General features: G+C 41.0%; 25 protein-coding genes. 19 read left to right on the top strand and 6 right to left on the bottom strand.

Annotated features, from left to right (window positions below; all coding sequences use genetic code 11):
* Positions 1–24: 24 nt before the first annotated feature.
* Positions 25–267 (top strand): hypothetical protein, encoded by a 243-nt coding sequence (locus NL626_RS05630; protein WP_140126011.1) that lies wholly within the window; start codon positions 25–27, stop codon positions 265–267.
* Here NL626_RS05630 and NL626_RS05625 read toward each other — a convergent pair.
* Entirely contained in the window at positions 264–1,226 is a 963-nt protein-coding gene (locus NL626_RS05625; protein WP_253657092.1) for a hypothetical protein, read from the bottom strand. The two genes, NL626_RS05630 and NL626_RS05625, sit on opposite strands and share 4 nt — an antisense overlap.
* A 128-nt stretch (positions 1,227–1,354) precedes the next feature.
* Positions 1,355–1,519, bottom strand: coding sequence for a hypothetical protein (locus NL626_RS05620; RefSeq protein WP_253657091.1), 165 nt, complete (start codon positions 1,517–1,519; stop codon positions 1,355–1,357).
* An 810-nt stretch (positions 1,520–2,329) separates the two neighbouring features.
* On the opposite strand from NL626_RS05620, the gene NL626_RS05615 reads away from it, so the two are divergent.
* The 3 genes from NL626_RS05615 to NL626_RS05605 all read left to right on the top strand — a co-directional run bounded on the left by NL626_RS05615 (position 2,330) and on the right by NL626_RS05605 (position 3,926).
* The gene (locus NL626_RS05615; RefSeq protein ID WP_253657090.1) at positions 2,330–2,974 is read left to right on the top strand and encodes a hypothetical protein; all 645 of its coding nucleotides are present in this window, start codon (positions 2,330–2,332) and stop codon (positions 2,972–2,974) included.
* On the top strand, positions 2,958–3,128 hold the full coding sequence (locus NL626_RS05610) for a hypothetical protein (protein ID WP_253657089.1): 171 nt from the start codon (positions 2,958–2,960) through the stop codon (positions 3,126–3,128). Before NL626_RS05615 ends, NL626_RS05610 begins: the two co-directional genes overlap by 17 nt.
* Positions 3,129–3,329: 201 nt before the next feature.
* A complete protein-coding gene (locus NL626_RS05605; protein WP_253657088.1) occupies positions 3,330–3,926 on the top strand; it encodes a hypothetical protein in 597 nt (198 codons plus the stop codon).
* Between the two features lie 941 nt (positions 3,927–4,867).
* On the opposite strand, the gene NL626_RS05595 is transcribed toward NL626_RS05605, so the two are convergent.
* Positions 4,868–6,373 (bottom strand): P-loop NTPase fold protein, encoded by a 1,506-nt coding sequence (locus NL626_RS05595; protein WP_253657087.1) that lies wholly within the window; start codon positions 6,371–6,373, stop codon positions 4,868–4,870.
* Between the two features lie 182 nt (positions 6,374–6,555).
* Between NL626_RS05595 and NL626_RS05590 the strand changes: the two genes are divergently transcribed.
* From NL626_RS05590 to NL626_RS05580, 3 genes are all read left to right on the top strand, one after another.
* Positions 6,556–6,963, top strand: coding sequence for a hypothetical protein (locus tag NL626_RS05590; RefSeq protein WP_248394147.1), 408 nt, complete (start codon positions 6,556–6,558; stop codon positions 6,961–6,963).
* A 71-nt stretch (positions 6,964–7,034) separates the two neighbouring features.
* A complete protein-coding gene (locus NL626_RS05585) occupies positions 7,035–7,307 on the top strand; it encodes a hypothetical protein (RefSeq protein WP_253657086.1) in 273 nt (90 codons plus the stop codon).
* A 35-nt stretch (positions 7,308–7,342) separates the two neighbouring features.
* Positions 7,343–7,777 carry a hypothetical protein gene (locus NL626_RS05580; RefSeq protein WP_253657085.1) on the top strand — a complete coding sequence of 145 codons (435 nt, stop codon included), beginning with the start codon at positions 7,343–7,345 and terminating at the stop codon, positions 7,775–7,777.
* Positions 7,778–7,793: 16 nt separating this feature from the next.
* Here NL626_RS05580 and NL626_RS05575 read toward each other — a convergent pair whose 3' ends face one another.
* On the bottom strand, positions 7,794–8,261 hold the full coding sequence (locus NL626_RS05575; protein ID WP_253657084.1) for a hypothetical protein: 468 nt from the start codon (positions 8,259–8,261) through the stop codon (positions 7,794–7,796).
* 38 nt (positions 8,262–8,299) lie between these two features.
* Between NL626_RS05575 and NL626_RS05570 the strand changes: the two genes are divergently transcribed.
* Positions 8,300–8,737: an endonuclease domain-containing protein gene (locus NL626_RS05570; RefSeq protein ID WP_140145141.1), complete on the top strand. Its 438-nt coding sequence runs from the start codon at positions 8,300–8,302 to the stop codon at positions 8,735–8,737.
* Here the strand turns inward: NL626_RS05570 and NL626_RS05565 are convergent, their stop codons facing one another.
* Both NL626_RS05565 and NL626_RS05560 read right to left on the bottom strand, forming a co-directional pair.
* Positions 8,738–9,094 (bottom strand): hypothetical protein, encoded by a 357-nt coding sequence (locus tag NL626_RS05565; protein ID WP_253657083.1) that lies wholly within the window; start codon positions 9,092–9,094, stop codon positions 8,738–8,740.
* 42 nt (positions 9,095–9,136) lie between these two features.
* Positions 9,137–9,400 (bottom strand): hypothetical protein, encoded by a 264-nt coding sequence (locus NL626_RS05560; RefSeq protein WP_140199259.1) that lies wholly within the window; start codon positions 9,398–9,400, stop codon positions 9,137–9,139.
* A gap of 555 nt (positions 9,401–9,955) precedes the next feature.
* On the opposite strand from NL626_RS05560, the gene NL626_RS05555 reads away from it, so the two are divergent.
* From NL626_RS05555 to NL626_RS05505, 11 genes are all read left to right on the top strand, one after another.
* On the top strand, positions 9,956–11,068 hold the full coding sequence (locus tag NL626_RS05555) for a hypothetical protein (protein ID WP_253657082.1): 1,113 nt from the start codon (positions 9,956–9,958) through the stop codon (positions 11,066–11,068).
* Positions 11,069–11,175: 107 nt separating this feature from the next.
* Entirely contained in the window at positions 11,176–11,721 is a 546-nt protein-coding gene (locus tag NL626_RS05550; RefSeq protein ID WP_213899924.1) for a hypothetical protein, read from the top strand.
* A 32-nt stretch (positions 11,722–11,753) separates the two neighbouring features.
* Positions 11,754–11,960, top strand: a complete 207-nt coding sequence (locus NL626_RS05545; RefSeq protein WP_253657081.1) for a hypothetical protein — start codon at positions 11,754–11,756, stop codon at positions 11,958–11,960.
* Positions 11,961–12,059: 99 nt separating this feature from the next.
* On the top strand, positions 12,060–12,299 hold the full coding sequence (locus tag NL626_RS05540) for a hypothetical protein (RefSeq protein ID WP_077281028.1): 240 nt from the start codon (positions 12,060–12,062) through the stop codon (positions 12,297–12,299).
* Positions 12,296–12,532 carry a hypothetical protein gene (locus tag NL626_RS05535; RefSeq protein ID WP_077281029.1) on the top strand — a complete coding sequence of 79 codons (237 nt, stop codon included), beginning with the start codon at positions 12,296–12,298 and terminating at the stop codon, positions 12,530–12,532. The genes NL626_RS05540 and NL626_RS05535 overlap by 4 nt, the downstream gene beginning before the upstream one ends.
* The gene (locus NL626_RS05530; protein ID WP_213965212.1) at positions 12,520–12,927 is read left to right on the top strand and encodes an HNH endonuclease; all 408 of its coding nucleotides are present in this window, start codon (positions 12,520–12,522) and stop codon (positions 12,925–12,927) included. Before NL626_RS05535 ends, NL626_RS05530 begins: the two co-directional genes overlap by 13 nt.
* 258 nt (positions 12,928–13,185) lie before the next feature.
* Positions 13,186–13,449 (top strand): hypothetical protein, encoded by a 264-nt coding sequence (locus tag NL626_RS05525; protein ID WP_253657080.1) that lies wholly within the window; start codon positions 13,186–13,188, stop codon positions 13,447–13,449.
* 167 nt (positions 13,450–13,616) lie between these two features.
* Entirely contained in the window at positions 13,617–13,943 is a 327-nt protein-coding gene (locus NL626_RS05520; RefSeq protein ID WP_253657079.1) for a hypothetical protein, read from the top strand.
* 8 nt (positions 13,944–13,951) lie between these two features.
* Positions 13,952–15,655, top strand: coding sequence for a terminase large subunit (locus tag NL626_RS05515; RefSeq protein ID WP_253657078.1), 1,704 nt, complete (start codon positions 13,952–13,954; stop codon positions 15,653–15,655).
* Positions 15,656–15,692: 37 nt separating this feature from the next.
* Positions 15,693–16,898, top strand: a complete 1,206-nt coding sequence (locus tag NL626_RS05510) for a phage portal protein (protein WP_253657077.1) — start codon at positions 15,693–15,695, stop codon at positions 16,896–16,898.
* Positions 16,888–17,619 carry an HK97 family phage prohead protease gene (locus tag NL626_RS05505; protein WP_253657076.1) on the top strand — a complete coding sequence of 244 codons (732 nt, stop codon included), beginning with the start codon at positions 16,888–16,890 and terminating at the stop codon, positions 17,617–17,619. The genes NL626_RS05510 and NL626_RS05505 overlap by 11 nt, the downstream gene beginning before the upstream one ends.
* Positions 17,620–17,677: the final 58 nt, after the last annotated feature.

The following is a 17,677-nucleotide window of genomic DNA, read 5'->3' as shown; positions in this document are numbered from 1 at the left end:
GCAATATCACAAGAGGTATTGACTATGAAATCACGTGAGCACACCAGATCTAAGCAAATTAAAGCCGAAGTAGTTGAAATGACATGCGAGAAATGTAGTCGTGGTGTCTTTCGTTATGACGATTCTAGGGAAGTGCTATCACCGTATCAAACCAAGCAATACCCGCACAAATGCTCTAGATGTGGCTATGAAGTCTATATCTCGATTCAGTACCCGATCATTAAGTTTGGCAACGAAACATGGGTACTCGCGAAGAATGTCGGTTAAGCGAGTTCGTACTGCTTGATTAGCAAGTCGATAGTTTCTTGTGGCTTTTCACGTACACGCTGATCTGAAGTTGGGAGACAATGCGCGTTCTTAAATTCAATCAATCGTTCGCAAACTAGCTCTAGTCTCTTGCTGCTAGACATGTCTTTATCATTATCGTAATCGCCGTTAAGAATACACTGAAGACGCTTAGACCATTCTTGTACTTCTGCTAATGCTGGCAGTTCTACAACATCTGAATCAACATGCGACTCTTCGTGAATACTAACTACTTGCTCTTGTACAGCTTCAGATTCAACGTTTTCGTTCTTTCTTAGTGACTGTGCTAGTTGACGAAGTTTCGCGTTCTCTTCGCTTAGAGACGCACTGTGTGCTTGTTCTTCTTCAAGCTGGCGTTGTAAGCTTTGCTTTGCTGCTACAAGCTCTTTGTACTCAGCAGCGATTTTCTGTAGTTCGGCAATCATAATATCTTTCTCATCATTTTGTTTCTGTAGGTCAGCTACTTGCTTACGTAGTATCGAAAGCTCATCTTTTCTTGGGTCGATGAACGGCTTTGTTGCGAATAGACGATCAATAGTTACGCGAGTAACTAGGCTCGCATCTGCATTGAACGTGAACGAATCTTTTTCATCGTTATAATCGCCGTTCGAGCAAGATGCAGCGTATAGCTCGCGCGATTCAAAGTCGTAGGCAATAGCAATGCTTTTTGAAGGATCGAAGGCAAGCAAGTGATTCGAATCAACGGCTACGTATACGTCGCTCAAGCTAATGTTGCGTTCAAGTCTACGTTTTAATGTTTGAGTTTTAGCTTTGTCACCGCAGTTGAGCAGCGAAACAGGGAATGATTCGTAAAAAGTAATGATCGAACTAGCGTGTGTCGTGTTCTTTTTCTTACTGATGAAATCTTGGAATCGAAGTGTGTAGTTATTGCGGTTAACGAATAGTGTTAGCTTTTTCATGTGTTTCCTTTGCGCACAAGTGGCGCTCTAATAGAATATTGAGTAGTTGTGACAGTGAACGTTTATCGCCGCTGTCATGAAATTGTTCTAGTAAGTCGTTGCGCAACTTTGCGCGGACAGTTGATGTATTACTCATTTTTTGCATTCTCTAGTTCTCTCACAATTTTGTAGATGGTCGCAGTTGATATCTTGTAAGTCTTGCTTATCTCAAGCACAGTCATATCACCGTATGTGTATACGTCGTAGATCTCTTGCTTCTGTTCTGGCGTTTTGCGTGGCTTCTTGATTCTCATGTTGTTCTCGTTTCTTGTTTCTACATTTTTATTTATATCGAGCAGAATCAAGATTCCGGTGATTTTCGCAAAAAAGTTGAAATTATTTTAAAGCCAATGGCGGCATCGTTAAACAAAACATCAATTTACGCAGTTCGTAAGCAGTTCGCAATTCCACATTCGATGATGTGACATAGCAGTTCGCAAGCAGTTCATGATGCAAAATCGTTAATCAATCAGCAGTTCGTAAGTAGTTTATAGCAGTTCGTAAGCAGTTCGTAATGCAATTTTAACTAGCTATAGCTATAGTACAAGTCGCAAAAGAAATAGCTAATGAAAGGAATGAAAGGAGCGAAGCGAAAAGAAAGTTATTAATAATATTAAGAGACGGCTTAGTAGATCTCTTGGTCGCTTCGCTTTCTTTCAAGTAGATGGTACTGGTAGTTCTACTGGTAGGTTCTCGACTGGTCTTCAATTGGGGCTTCGCCCGTCGCACCTGCGGTGCTCCAAATTCTGCCGCTTCGCTTAACTTTCAATTCAAACTAAATCGCTTGTAAGAGCTTCTAAAGCGGTTTTAACTGGCTGAAATGAATCATTTGTTGCTGTACAGATTTCGACTTGAGTATCGTTGGTAGATCAGCTTGAAATGCTTCTTGTATGCTCTTCAGAGATATTTTTAAAATTATTTCGATAAATCGTACTTGCTAGATTCTTCAAGGGCTTAGAGAGCTTTCTAGACGGTTTTGAACTGGTTTTGTTTACATCTAGCGTTATAACCTCATTTTTACTTTTCTAAATACATTCAGATTCAACAAAAGAGAGAAAATCTGAATGACTAACAATATTGACATTACTGTTCTTGAGAGCATCAAAAACTTAGAAGCAAACTTCGTCGTAACTAAAGTGCTTGATAAAGGCATGAACAAACACAAGAAGCCGATTTACATCGATTCGATTCATAACTGGTGTGTGCTTGATATCTCAACTCCGACTCAGCCGATGAAGTACACGATCATCGACTTGTCTGATTTGTTCACAGTCGCTAACTGCTTGTGGCGTTACACTCTTTACAAGAACCGTAAACAGGGTTCGAAAAATGAATACGTACAAACAGTTGTTTACGACAAATCAACTGGCAAATCGACTTGTACAACGTTAAGTCGTGTTGTTCTTTTCGGTTACGGTAGCAAGACGAGAATGGTTGCTGATCATTGTCGCTCAAATAAGCTCGATAATCGTCGTAGTTCACTTGAAGCAACTACGCACTCTGAGAACTTGAAACGTGCAGAACGTCGTCCGTGGGAAGGGGCGAATATTAGAAAGCGAGTCCGTGTTTCTACGCCTGACGGCGAATTTGAAAGCTTAACAGCCGCTGCAAAATTCTACGGTGTAACGCCGCAATGTATTTCACGACGTATTAAATTCGGTATGAAAGGATTCAAGAGAGTGGAGGCAGACAATGCAAAAGCTGCTTGAGATCGTTGTATGGGTTTTGTTTGGCGTATGCGTTGCTGTGACGACGTACAACGTGCTTGAGAAAGAGAACTTGAACAATCGTATTACTGAGATTCAAACAACGCAGAACGTTATTCAAGAGCAGCAAAGAGAAATACTAAATATACTTGATTAGTGTTTAACGGCAGCTATTTGTTGCCGATAATAGACATATCTCGAAATCAAACGTCATTCAGCAGGATAAACTCACAATATAGCCACTAGTCTATTGATTAAAAATTGAAGAGGTGTATCAAAGACGGCATTATGTAAACACGAAAGGTGAACATTATTCGCCTAAGTAGCGTTATGGCTCAGTTTTGTTTAGTTGATTAGTTTGGAAAAAATTAAAGTGAAAAAGTTTTTAGTTTCAATGGCAATAGTTGCTGCTATTAGTGGTTGTGCAAGTGTAAGTAAACAGCATCGCCTGTCATCTAACGTTCAATCTCTGGAATTCAATTCTTTGTTATCAGAGTATAAAGCACGTCCTACATTCGTCTCACTTCTGGAAATGAGTGATGGAGAGGAAGTACTAAACATTAAAATGGATAGTTATCTTGCTTCTAGTGACGGTGTCAAGCCGAGTATCTCAATAGCTCGTAAATATGTCGATGAAAACATCGAGGCTATAGAAAAGTATTTAAAATGGAACACAATTGCACTTGATAGGAAAGATCAGTTCACAAAAGAGATTGCAATTACAAAGTCTTGGGATAATTCGGGCGTAACTATTGAAAATAGGTATACATTCCATTCTGGAAATGAGTTTAATCATTACCTTGAGATTGTAACTTGCTCGTTAGGCACATGTAATCCTTCACAGAAATCGCCAATTATGCTCGATTCACAAGGTGCAATGGTACTGATAAAAGAATTAAATGACTTCAGAGCTGGAAGTTTTTCTAAAACTAGCATAGACAGTGTATACAATTAGAGCCATGGTAAACTGCTCAAGAATGATTTGCAACGCGTGGTGTTTTCATCATGCGTTGACTTCAGTGGTTAAGATGGTGTGCGCCGGTTTCGGTATTGCATTACTCCCACCTTAGCACTACGTTATACCTTTATGAGAACTCAAATGAATAGAAACTATAGAGTAGTCGATAAAACAAGAACGTATGAAGATGGGTATATCAAACTGGTATTTTTCAGGTCTCCCAAGCTTCGAGATCGTATCAGTCGTATGAGGTGGATTCTAGTTACACTAACGGAACTAATAGTCGGCGCTGAACTTTTAGAAAGTTTGTTGGTGACGGCTTCAGTGCCTCCGAGTTTACAAAGTGAAAAATCAGAAAGTGAGCGCTACGGATTACCCTTGCACCTAAGTATGCACATACCAATGGGATTCATTACGAAAAAACTTAAGTTTAAAATACTTGAGGTTTTATATTACAAATACTGCCTTCAATATGTGATATTGGAGCCAACAAGTCCCCCCAAAGTTAATGAGATAGAAAAAGTTATTAATTGCACAAGAACTAAATTCAAGGCAAATAAGTCCACATTTTATCAATTCATAGCACTTCGTCGTGTGTATGACTTGTCATGGTTAGCGTTTAATATCAGTTTCGATTTGCTCATTTATGTATTGTCAAACGACCTAAATGCAGCGTTACTCTCGGCGTTGTTTGTTGAGGGATTGAGGCGCGCAATAAAGGTATAAAATCGACTATGGTCCCATTTTTCCTTACTCAGAGTCATCCACAAATATCTAACTTAGTAGATTTACTGACACGGAAATGTCCAAAAGTGAGCTTTGTGATGTCGAGTGTGAGTGTACGATTAAGTTAAGTTCATGCCCCGTTTTGTCAGCGGGGCTTTTTTGATCTATAGATTCCGACGAATCACTTCTCATTACTGAGACAGCAACGTTTGTTACGAAAAAGAGTCGAAAAGATGTAGGTATTCGTTAAGTTCAACGGGAGCCATGGGGCTAGATTTACCATCACAAACTGCTTCAATTAATTGTAAGTGAGTTTGAAAAAAACAATCATCGGTACGAATGTGTCTGCGTACTAGATTACCAAACCACATATCATACTCAAATCGAAGGGTTTTCTCGTTTAGACGATTTAGACTCTTTAAACAATCGTCTTTGAGTCCGTTTCTCAAGCCTGCATCTTCATAAGACATTATCCTTATCGAACACCAAAGTTCTTCGTAAGCTTTGATTACTTCATATGAGTAACTACCTAGTTGATCCCCCAAATGTTTTGGTTGAATGCGCCGATTCGGATTTATTTCGCCTGAGACGGGCGTATAAATTTCTTCGAGCTCATAAGTCTCCTTCGGAAAGAGCTCATAACCAAAAATGTTTGACATAACCTCGAAAATAGATACCACCACTTTTTCATCAAGGCTTAGTAAGGCAGCTTCAACACGAGCACTGATTTGTTCTGCTCTTCTAAATGAAGTTGTGTGAGCAGCGCAGAAGAAAGCAAAGACCTCTTGAGCAGAGTCTTTGCAGATCTCGGGGAAGACGTTGAGATTCTCAAAAGGGACTTGAGAAAACATGTCGTATGCTTTGACGAAAGATAGGTAGTCAGGCTCAGATAGCGATAATCGTCGTTGAAAAAATCTACTTAGATACTCTTCAGAGTCAAACTTTTCACCATATACTGCTTTGATAGAACACTCTAGCTGGGTGGTATCAGTAGACAACACGAATACCATATTAGGTATATCAAACAGATGTTTCACTACTTCGAGCATTTCAATCGCATATGTCGGTCTGCAACGGTCAAGCTCATCGATGAATACATAAACTTTAGCCTTACCTGATATCTTGCAAGCATCTTTCACTAAGTCACCCAGATTAGACTTGAACGTTTGAACAAACTCTTTGTGTTTTTCATGCGTTGCGAACATCTCTTTTCCGAATTCACCGAAATCTGGGGCAGGGGCAGAGTTGTCATCAATAGTACCTTTCACCGATACGCCTATCTCTTTCAGTAGAGACTCGTAATCTTTACCGAGATAGTGTTTACCTAGTGCCATAGTTAATACTGGCAAAAAGTTTTTCGCTAGCTTCCATCCAGCACTGAAAATTTGCTTTTCTTTCTCTGCAAAATCTACCATTCCACTACGCTTTTTAAGCTGGGTTAGTATTTCTGCTGTAACAATTGCTAATGGGTCATTTAGGTAGTCAGACTCCCAAGCGTCTATTTTGACCGAAACGTAGCCTTGTTCACTGAGCTTTGTACACCAGTTATCGACAAAAAACGTCTTACCAGTACCCCATGCGCCATTTAGGTTGGCTACATAACCACAAGTACCAGGTCTTGAATTTAGATAATTAGTAAAGGCTTCTGCTTGCTTTTCTCGGACTTCTTTGTACGCGCAATTTGCAAATGCTTGATTTGGAGTAGTGAGAGCGTTCATAAAATGTACTATTTGTCTGTATGCATATGATGCCTATATTAACTCGGTGAATCTTTAGAGCAAGTATGGTGTGACTATTACTTGCGTAGCATAACAAACACAGTGAATTTTCAGTTTTGTCGGCAAAACACGATGACTTTTTCTTTCTAAATAAACGTGAATACAAACAAAGAGAGAAAGCAATGAACAAAAATATTAGTATGCTAATTGATAGCACAAAGCAGTGCGTTGAAAGTGAGCTAGGATCTGGAGTTAACTCAGTTGACAGTTATGAATATCAACGAGTGGGTTTTGTTCTTGATGAAATTGATTTTTCTGTATGTAAAGCATTATGGGAAAAAGAACAACGCGAAACCAATATCGACTTGATGCGTTCGTTAGTATCTCGTGGTATCGAAGATGGCATTCGATATTTCGTTATTAGTAACGCTGACAATCTGTTAAACAAATTAGAATGCAAGCAGTGGGTGAAGAAAATTGAAATCACGCTTCGCCAATACGCAATTAACAATGCATCAACGCACAAAGGTTTTAAGCTAACGTACGAGCATTGTTTGGATGTATGGGACAAATACACTCGCACTCATTAATAGAAAAGCACGCTACAAAGCGTGCTTTTTTTCGGTCTAAATACTAGTGAACCAAACAAAGAGAGAAAGCAATGAGAACACCACTAGATTATTTTTGTTCAATCATGTCAGGTATGTTGATTGGGCTTCTGATTGGTACGCTTCTTTACGGAACTATCATGAAACCAGAAACTGATATGACCATAAAATACGATGTAGCTTATACAATTGAGGGTGACGGTATTAATGACGTACGTGTGTATGAATTTACGCCCCAATACGACGAAAATAAAACATGTATGTTTTTATCAAGCACTAAACTGTTCAATACAGGTCAGCTTAATGTTCAATGTTACGAAAAGTAATAAGACTAAAATTAAGAAAATAAAGAGAGACGACAATGAACAACGAACGAATAAAAGTAATTAGCTGGGTTGAACTAACGCAAGGTAATTGGGATAAGCATCTTGATAAAATAACACTTGCGCACACAGAACATTTGTCAGACGAGTTCTGGGCGAAAACAACTGCAAATAGAGTAGAAAACCACTTTTATCTCATTGAGGGTGCATTCTTAAATTTCATAAAGCCTGAATGTATCAATGAAGTATTGTGTTTAAAGTTTGAACGAAAGCGAAAACTCGGTTTCTTCGAACGTTTGTTTAGTAGTCGATTTGGTGATGGGCTATACGTATACGAGAAATCAATGTTTCGTTCTCTACGCTCGACAGAGGATGAACTAGAAACTCGGATTAAAATGATTGGAGATCTAGAGGAAGTACAGAATTGGAAATTCAATGTACTGAAATATTGGAAGTCTATAAAGCACGCATAAGCGTGCTTTTTTTCGTCTATAGATTCCGGCGAATCACTTCTTCATTACTCACGTAGCCATCCTCTGGCGACCAACAAACAATGTTATCACCGTTACGAACATCGAAGTGAAACCAATTAATGCAGACTTCTAAGAAAGTAATAAACGGAAATTCGTCTGGGTTTTCTAAAACGTATTTCCGAACTTCGCTTGCTGAATAGTCTCTGAACTTACAGTCAGCAGCTCGACCAAATTTGTGCTGAGATCTGCTTGCTTCGAACTTCGGCACTGAACCATAGAAAGAAACGTCGCGTAAACCGCTTTGATTGAACGAACCGCCCCAAGACCAATTGTTGATAGTACATGGCCCGAAACGTTTTCTGAGTGCGTCTAGCGTGCGTAGAAGACGGTCATCGAGCATATAGATAGCTTGTTCGCCGTGTCGTTGATAAGTCTCGCGAGATACGAGTTCTTTGACTAAAAAATGTTCTGAACTGAATGCCATTAAATACACCTTTAATAGATAAAAGAAGTATTTAAGGGATGAGAGTTTTAAAGGCGAAAGAGCTTAACGAATACCGAAATGAACTACTTAAAAAGCAAGATTACAAATGTGCTTTATGTGGTTTGCCATTATCAGAAGAAGATGCAGTTTGCGACCATGATCATTCGACTGGCCATTGTCGAGGTGCATTGCATTCAATGTGCAATAGAGTAGAGGGAGTCGTTCACGGTTGGCTCAAGGGATTTAAGATTGCAGAAGTGCAGTGGTTGGTACGATTGATTCAGTACTGGCAAGCAGATTATAGCGACAATGCTATATACCCAAGTCACCCAAACGACATGACGAAGAAGTTCAAGCGACTATCTAAGACAGACATGATCGAATTGCTGAACGAAATTTACCCTGAGATGGTACTGGAGCAATACACAAAGTCGCAGCTAGCTAAGCTGTACCGCGACTCTTGGAAATCTATTTGATTATTTTTGACAACGACCGGTGTAAGTAGTTGTCCCTTCAGATATTACAAAGATCATCTCAGCTTCGTTAAATAGGTTTTTCTTAACTGTTATGACCGCTACAGGGAGAGCTTTATTGATATCTGAAATTAATTGATAAACAGTTCCATCGTTTGAACTCTCATAAGTATGATGTTTTAGAGTTTGACCGCGAAATTGATTAGTTGCCAAATCAATCGTAAACATCGTACCGACTGCACCTTTTGAGAAACTAGATGACTTTTCGTGGAGTTCGCTTCTTTCAAACGATAGACCATTAAAAACATGCTCTTTTTCTACAATGCAAGCTAGAGGACTAGCTTGCAACTGAAATGTCATTAAAGAGCATCCTGCAATTAAAAACATTTTTCTAAGCATGTTTTACTTTGTCGCCTTTTTCATTGCAGCTTGGATACGTTGATCAATATATTCTTCTAGAGCTAGTGATGATGCATCTTCTACTCGTGAATCACGAGCAACTTTTTCACAAACCGCCTCAAACGCAAATCTGCGTCCTTCCGCACCTACTTTAGACTTCATTGCTGCCCATTCGTGCAATGTTGTGACAGGTATACCGCTTTTTTCTGCAACTTCTTTAAGAGTACTTACCCCTACAGATTTGGCGTACTTGCTGGCATTTAACATTAATGTCATCTCCGTAATGTTGATCTAGACATGTTAGCACAAGGGAAAATCCCATTCTATGTATATTCGTGGCAATGCCGAGTCATTGAATTTTAGAGATTTTTCTGAAAATGGTTTTGAAAAGTGGGTCAAAAATTTTTTTTAAAAGATCGTACGGCAGATCTGAAAATTTGGCGTGCGTTTTTAGAACTTTTTAGGAAAGAGAGAGAAGAGTAGGGTAAACCGTATTTAAGCTAGATATATCAAAGGCTCAGAGCGTTTTTGTTTTTCTCGCTGTACTCTTATCTATATGTTTAAAAATAAGGTTTGACGGTGAAATATGTAAAAAGTGCTTATTTTTTTACTTCTCGATATCACTTCAGCATAGGCGCAGCAATGGTTGAAGCTATTTTTAACCATTTTTTCACCGTTTTTTAATTGCCGATCAAGGTCACATTAAATTCATATTGCTACGGTATTCGTATATTTCCGGTTGCTCATATTCGGTATTGGCTATTAAAGTTCATTACATCGAAGCGAAACACGCTTTCATTGACTAAACAAAGTGAGCACATTATGAAAAACGTAACTATGAAAGAAATTAAAGAATCTGGCGCAACTTTCGGTCAATTTCTAGGCTTTGACATCTACGGTCGGCTAGAAGCGGATGAAGTTGTTCTGACTGCTAATGTGATGCTTGAAGAAAACAGCGACGCTTCAGTACACGTTGCCGAAGTATCTTGCGAGACAATGAAAGAGGCAAAAGAGACGTTAAAAGAAGAACTACGCAACATCGAACACAATGCAAACGACATCAAAACGCTTGCTATTGAAAATGACTTTGTAGGTACATACGACGATTTGATCGAGCTTCTGAGCAACGAAGAAGAAAACACAGATACAAAATTGCGCTTGTGTGAGTCACCAGAACTAACCGAAGAACAAATGGCAATGATCGAAAGACAGACAGCTTTCGACAACGTGACAGAATCGAGAGCGAGAGAACTATTTGAACTAGGCACGCCAATTACGATTCGTGAGTCATACGGTGACTTTGGTCTTGAATACTCGCCGAGAGAATACAACGACTTTGACCAAGTCATCGATCTACTAGATTCACCGACTACTGCGTATTTCATGGTTGAGCCAGAAGCACATCAAAAAGCGAAGCAATTAGAGCAACGAAATGCCGATGAGCAAGACTATATTGATAACCCACCAACGCCAGAAGAGTTGAAACAGCTTGATCAAGTCGTCGAAACTCTGAAGCAAGAAAACGAAGCGACAGAACCCTTGCCAGAAGCTATTCAGAGCGCGATTAACGAGATCGAAGCTATGAGTACCACTGAAGCGCGTTTGAACGCTTACAAATCGTTTTACATCGAAACACACCAGAAACTCATCGAAGCAACTACGCCGAAACGTAGATCACGTGTAAGCAATCTTGCCGTAGTAAGTAATGCGATCAAATCAACCGCATCTGCACAACGAGGTGAAGAAGCTCGCCAGCAGATTGAAAAAGATGCAATGAAATACATGGGAATGGCTAACATCACGTTTGATCGTCGTGGCAAGTACAAAGATTGGTATATCTCAGCAACAGACGAACACGGCGAAGAAATGTGCCAGCGTCTAGATGCTTTCAAGAAAACATTACAAAAAGTGATGGAAGTGGCAAAGGAATCATAAAATATACGTTTATCGTAGATAAATCGGTTGATTGGCTTCGGTCATGGAGCCTAATCTTAACTCATCGAAACGAACAACGACTTAAACAACTTGAAAGCGAGAACATTATGAACATTACAATCAACTCAGTTTACAACACTATCAAAGTTAACATGTCTAACGCTATCGATGTGATCGAATTGACTACAGACTTAGATCACGACGATATCACAAACGAAATCTTGCGCGTTGCTCAAGATAACCAATGGGATACGTACGACGTGATCTACTATCACGAAGCTTGGGAAATCGTATCTGGTAACGAATTCAACGCTTACGAAGAAGAAGTTGATCTGTCACGTTGCACTACAGCACTAGAAGCAGTTATGGCAGAAGCTAACGCGACAATGAACAACGTATCACAATCAATGGCGCGTGAAGTCGCTGAAGAGCTTGCAACTGAAATCATGCATCTAATCGAAGCAGCTACAGATCTAGACTACGACGGCAAAATCACTATCTCGAATGGTTCAGTTTACGGTTGGGCTGTTCACGACTCAGAAACAGACGAAGGTGTTTGCATCTACAAAAATCTAGAAGGTGAGAAAGGTCTAACGGCAGTTGAGTACTGCATTGATGGCAGCACCTATGCTTCAGCTTGCTTTTACGCCTAATAATTCCATGATTCTAGAATAGAGGTAATATTATGAGATACGAAATCAACGTCGCCAAAGCATCAGGCAAAGACTGGACAGGTGAGAAGCCTTTGTACCGTTATTACTTCAGAATCGAAGTGCCTTATGAGAACAGAGAAGAAGTGTACAGGCAGTTGCAAGAACACTATCCGTTGCCAGAGTACAGATTGACACTCTCAGAAGTGCGTACAGTCAGCACTACAATCTGGCAAGATTAATCAAAACTAACAACACACATGACCGCCTTATGGCGGTTTTGTCGTTTCTGCGATACTTACAGCGATAAATACTCATATTACTAACAAAGAGATAGCAATATGAGATTTAACACACTAGAAGAGCTTGAGAGCTTCATTCTCCGCTTGAAAGCATCATACACGAACAAACACGGGCTAGACTTCGAAAACCCGTCTACAGAGCGTTTGAGAGACAAATTAATCGATATCCGATTGCAGCTTATCGCGGCAGAGTTTGAGCAGTCGATTGATCCCACAAATATCGATACCTATCTGTTTACTATCGAATCCCACCGAGCGCAGCGAGGCACAGACGTATGATCGAAGTGCTGAAGCTACACATCCCAGATACACATTCCCTGACTGCATTCTGTGAGCACTTGAGAGCGTTGTCAGTGCGTCACAACGTCGTAGGTAATGCAGTTGTATATGAGTACGACACGAAACAGGCAGAGAGCATCTACAGCGACGGAGAAGAGTGGTTGTTATATCAACCGGACGTTGTACTTGAGCACGTGACAGACTATGAAAGGGAACAGCTATGGCAAGATTAGAAAAGAAGCAACCATGTTGTGCACCTGGCTGTAGTAAGTACAGGGTTGCCAATGGCTACTGTGATGACCACCAGCACTTGCACACCGAGCGAGTAGCTAACAGTTTTGCAGCTAACGCGAAGAGAGTACGCGATAAGTTCGGTTACAATCCCTACAGCACTGCACGCTGGCGAGCACTCAGGGAGCACGTGAGGCAACGTGATAAGAGTCTATGCCAGTCATGTCTCGAACAAGGTAGAGTTGTAGCTGGCAACGAGTTCGACCACATCATTGCGGTGATCAACATGACCGAACCTAATGAGCAGTTCTGGGACGCTGATAACATCAGATGTCTGTGCAGCGCGTGTCATGCAATAAAGACAGCGAAAGACCAGAAAGAAGCCCGTCAAGGGTAGCATTCACCGAATATCCACAAAATCAGGCACTTACAACTAGTGACAATGTAACGCAACCGACGGGGGGTCGTTTCAGGTGAGACGATCCCTCTGAGAACTCGCTGTGCCCTTTCCTCGCGAAAAAATGACATTTTCAGAATTATTTTTTTCAGTGTACTGACATTAGTGTGAGATATGTCAGTATGAGCACTGCATTATGTTAGACAATTCTGATATATTGTTTGTGCAAAATACAAAATTATAATTAAGGTTGGGGTTGTGTCTGGGATACAAATAGATCGCTTGAAGTCATTACTTGAAGTCAATGAAGTGTGTCGTGCTGAAACGGTTGAAACAGGCTTAAAGTTATTTCACGGTTGGTGGGAAGGCTGTGTTTCTGTTTTCAGTAGTCTTATCGTTATTGATCATGAAATCGTAGCAATTAGCAACGACTGGTCTGAGTGTGATGTAGTAGAAGCGATACGGATCAAATCGAGACTTGTCATATCAGATAAGCTAAAACAAATAGAGTCATATCTATGAAAACGAAAGACGCATAAGCGTCTTTTTTTTATGCCTATCAATTAAGCATCACTGCCATCGGCATATTGTTTTTATCATTCTTACAATCACACCTTATTGCCAAATAGCCCCGTAACGGGGCTTTTTTCGTTTTGATCTAAATACTTTCTTTTAATAAGAGAGTAATCATGGCGAAGATAACTAAATCTCCCCAGACTCGCCTTAACATTCTGTACGGTATGCTCGAAGAGTTATACGCACAACTTTCTGAAGAAGGAGTTGTGTACAGTACAACGTCTACACAAGGCGAAACTGTTCCAAAACAAAACCCCGCTTGGAAAGTCTTTCTAGAAATTAACCAAGAAATTCGAATGATCGAAGTAGAGCAGGGCAAGACTGCACTTGGTAAAGAACGTCGCAAGAAACTGGCAGCAGAAGCGAAGAAGCTAGAAGCAGAAGCTAATCAACTAGATGCGCCGAAAGACGACAAAGTAACTCAATTCTTACTCTCTTAGGTGATCGCATGAACATCATATTAAGAGAGATTGCAGAGCAAGCGTATTCAGACGCTTTCGACTACGCAGAACAGATCCTATCGGGCGAAATTCCCGCTTGTAAGAACGTCATTAACGCAATGAAGCGATTCAAAGCTGATCTTCAGCGTTGTGAAGAACAACCCGATTATATTCGCTTTGACAAGCAAAAAGCACTTGAAGCACTCGCGTTCTTCAGCTCGTTACCGCATGTAAAAGGTGAATGGAGTGGTAAACGCATTCACTTAATGCCGTTTCATAGCTTTATCATCGTCAATATCTACGGTTTCGAGCTAAAGCGCACTAAAGGTTGGACACGTCGATTCCGAAAGGCACACCTTTCTGTACCGCGTAAATCAGCTAAATCGACTATGGCAGCAGGTATTGCGCTTAACGAAATGATGCGTGATTCGGGTGCTGAAGTTTATTCAGCGGCACGTACTCGCGACATGGCTCGAATTTGTTGGCGTGATGCGGCAGAAATGATCAACAAGTCGCCGATTCTGAAGCAGTTTTTTACATCGAACAAATCAATCATTGAGCAACGCAACGACAACAGCTTTTACAAACCATTGTCGTCTGATACGAACGTTCTTGATGGTTTGAACACGCAAGCAGCGATCATCGATGAGCTTCACTTACTTGATACAGAAGACATCTACGGTGTCATGGAAACATCAATGGGTGCTCGTCGAGAACCACTACTAGTATCGATCACTACTGCGGGATTCAATCTAAACGGTTTCTGTTATTCATTAGAGAAAGAATATCTTGAACCGCTACTACGTGGCGATACAGAAAACGATTCGTTCTTTGCATTGATGTATGGCATAGACGACGGTGATGACGTATTCGACGAAGCAACTTGGTACAAAGCAAATCCAGCACTCGGTATTTCAAAGTCAATCGATGACCTTAGAGACTTAGCTACTCGTGCGAAGCAGCAAGCAAGCGCACTGGTTCAGTTCAAGACTAAGCACTTAAACATGTGGGTTAGTTCTGGACAATCGTGGCTTGATATGGACGTGTGGAAAGCGGCACCTAAGTCATTACCAGATGACGAGTTGAAGCATTTCCCTTGTTACGTTGGCATCGATTTAGCTCGTGAAACCGACTTTACCGCAATCGTAGCTGTATTCGATATTGGTGATGGTACTTACGACATTAGACCGCACATGTTGTTGCCAGAAGAATCAATTCACAAAGGTTCATCAACATACCAATCGTTACTTGCCAAGTTTGTAGAGAAAGGCGACATCATATTGACTGACGGTAATGTAATGGACGAAGAGACAATCGTTCAAACCGTTCAAAATCTCGCTACTAAATATTCGATAAGAGAAGTTGTATTTGACCCGTATGGTTCAACTGGCGCACAAGTCAAATTGTATCAAGAAGGCTTAAATGTCATGACTGTTTCGCAGTCAACGAAGACATTTACTGAGCCGATGGTACGTACTGAAGCACTTGTTGTTTCTGGACGCTTACGAAACCCACAAAACAGTGCGTTCAACTGGATGATGGGAAACGTGATTCTGAAGCACCCCGATGCGAAAACTTGCTACCCAGCTAAACCAACCGCAGAAGCAAAAATCGATGCACCAGTAGCAATGCTAATGGGGCTTAATCGCGCCTTGCTGAACGACGAAGGTGACATCAACGACTTCTTAAACAATCCAATAATCGTATATTAGAGGTCAGAGCATGGGATTTTTCCGTTGGGCTACCAATATGTTCGGGGGTAAATCTACTTCTGTGCAAGGTGGTGGTCAAGTTAACTACCCAGACCAATACCTTCCGTCGCCAAAAGATATTAACGAAGACACGGCATTGCAACTTGCCGTTGTCTATCGCTGTATTGATTTGACTGCGAAAGCTATTGGTACGATGCCGCTTAATGTCTACGAGACAAAGAACGGTATCAAGTCCCAAGTTAAAAACGACTTGTGGGACTTAATTCAGAATAAACCAAACCCACATATGACGGGACAAGAGTTCAGAGAAACGATGATTCTGAACTTGATGTTACACGGTAACTTTTACGCTCGTATTGCGCGTAACTCAGTAGGTGAGCCCGTCGCATTGTGGGTAATGCCGAGTCAAAGAACGTCACCAAATTTAGATAAGTTCGGCAACATCACTTACTTGGAAACTTATGAAGCTGATGGTTCGTTTGAAGAGCGTACACATAAGTTTAAAGACATTTTACATATCAAAGGAATGGGTAACGGTCTGACAGGGCTTTCACCGCTTGCTTATCATCGTTCATCTATTGGTATCGCTACTGCACAAGATCAATTTACGGGTGATTACTACAAATCAGGCGGTCAACCTGGTGGTGTATTGAAAACTGAACGTAATTTAACGAAAGAGCAAAAAGCTGATTTAGTCAAAAACGTGTTACCAGCACTAAATTCAGTCGCTAGTTATCATGCCACGATGGTTATAGAGCATGGAATGGACTATACGCCAATCCAGCTAACGCCCGAAGACATGAACACGCTTGCATCACGCAAGTTTCAATCAGAAGAAATCGCACGTGTATTCGGTGTGCCATTAGCACTACTGAACATGGGTGAAAACAGCGCAGCGCGTACAGACAAAATCGAAGACGTTTACCGTTCATGGGTAAAAACAGACTTGAAATCACTGATGACCAAAATCGTCAATGCAATTCAGTTCGATGTCATGACTCGTGAAGAGCGCAAGAAGTACACAGTCGAGTTCGAGACTGGCGCACTGTATGACTTTCCGACGTTATCAAAGTCAGTCAACGAATCGGTTCAGAACGGCGTACTTACGCAGAATGAAGCGCGTGAAAAGCTGAATATGCCACGTAAAGACGACCCTGAAGCAGACAAACTTCGTCAGCAAATGCAAATGGTCGCTTCTGACGGCTCAACTTCAAATCAATCCGAGGAATCAAATGGAAATTAAAGAATTAGCCTTGTCAGAAGTCAAGATGCAGACAACTGGCAAAGATGGCTACCGTTTTAAAGGTTATGCATCTGTATGGGATGGGCAAGATGCGTACAACGATACGATCAAGCGCGGTGCTTATGCTGGCGTTATCGAAGCAGTAAAAGCAGGTACAGCAGAAATGCCGCTTTTGCTGTTTGGTCACAAGCACAATGAAATGCCAGTCGGCAAAATCGTTGAAATGAAAGAAGACGATTACGGCTTGCTTATCGAGTGTGAGCTAACAAAAGGGCACTCAGTTGCAGAAGACTTAAAAGCAGCTATCGGTCACGGCACTATCAAAGGTCTATCTATCGGTTATTCGCTATCGAAAGAAGATTACGCAGTGAAAGAAGAAGGTGGTCGAGTGATTACGAACGTGACTTACTTGGGGGAAGTTTCGGTTGTGTCATTCGCAGCAGACCGCAAAGCAAAAATCGACTTGTTAAGCGTGAAAGACGCACTGCAAGAAGTTGATTCGCTGAAGTCCCTAGAAGCGTTTTGTCGTGCTGAGTTTAACTGTTCGCGTGAAGTCGCTAAATCGTTCGTAGCACAAGCTAAGAGCGTGATTCTTGCTGCAAACGATGAGCAAGCAGAAATCGAGCGCAAAAACGCTGAAATCGCGGCTGAAGAGCAAAAAGCAGCAGAAGAAACCGAAATTCTCACAGCACTTCTACTAAAACAGCGTCTTGCCTCATAAGGCGCTGATTTTTCCGATCTAAATACAAGCAAGAAACAAATCTGATGCAGGCGAGTCA

Source organism: Vibrio sp. Y58_MX_L22, assembly GCF_024181865.1.
Lineage (GTDB): Bacteria > Pseudomonadota > Gammaproteobacteria > Enterobacterales > Vibrionaceae > Vibrio > Vibrio alginolyticus.
This window is presented reverse-complemented; position numbering and strand designations above follow the sequence as displayed.